At 72.3% G+C, this 545-nt stretch carries 1 protein-coding gene; it reads left to right on the top strand.

The window, feature by feature from the left end; all coding sequences use genetic code 11:
• Positions 1-545, top strand: a 545-nt coding sequence (locus tag ABD191_RS29130) for a Gfo/Idh/MocA family protein (RefSeq protein WP_344089202.1), incomplete at both ends; no start/stop codon positions are given.

Below are 545 nucleotides of genomic sequence, written 5' to 3'. Positions count from 1 at the left end.
GAGCGGACCCGACCCCCGTACCTGGCAGTCGCCGGCGCGCGGTGGCGGGTACGCGCACGGCCAGGTCACGCACTCGAGTGCGATGCTGTTCTGGCTGAGCGAGTTGCGCGCGGCATCCGTCATGGCGAAGGTCTCGAACGGCCAGGCCGGGGTCGACCTCTTCGATGCCGCCGTCATCACCTTCGACGGCGGGGCGCTCGGCTCGCTGTCGGGTGCCGCCACCCTTCCCGACGGCGACCCGTACCAGGTCGACCTCCGCATCTTCGGCACCGAGGGCGTGCTCATGCTCGACACCGAGCGCGAGCGGGTGTCGCTGCATCGCTACGACGGCCGGAGGTGGGACCTCGACATCCCGCCCGGCGAGGGCGCCTACGAATGCATCGTGCCGCCCAACCGCTTCGTCGACCTGATCACCGGCGCGAGCACCGAGAACAACTCGGATGCCGACGTCGCAGCCCGCTCCGTCGAGCTGATCGACGCGATGCTGCGCAGCGCCGCGGCCGGCGGAGCCGAGGTCGCCGTGCGGCACGGCGTCGGCGCCCGGC

It is taken from the genome of Luedemannella helvata, from assembly GCF_039528415.1.
Classification (GTDB): domain Bacteria; phylum Actinomycetota; class Actinomycetes; order Mycobacteriales; family Micromonosporaceae; genus Luedemannella; species Luedemannella helvata.
Note: the sequence above shows the minus strand (reverse complement) of the source record. Positions and strands in the feature narration are given on the sequence as shown.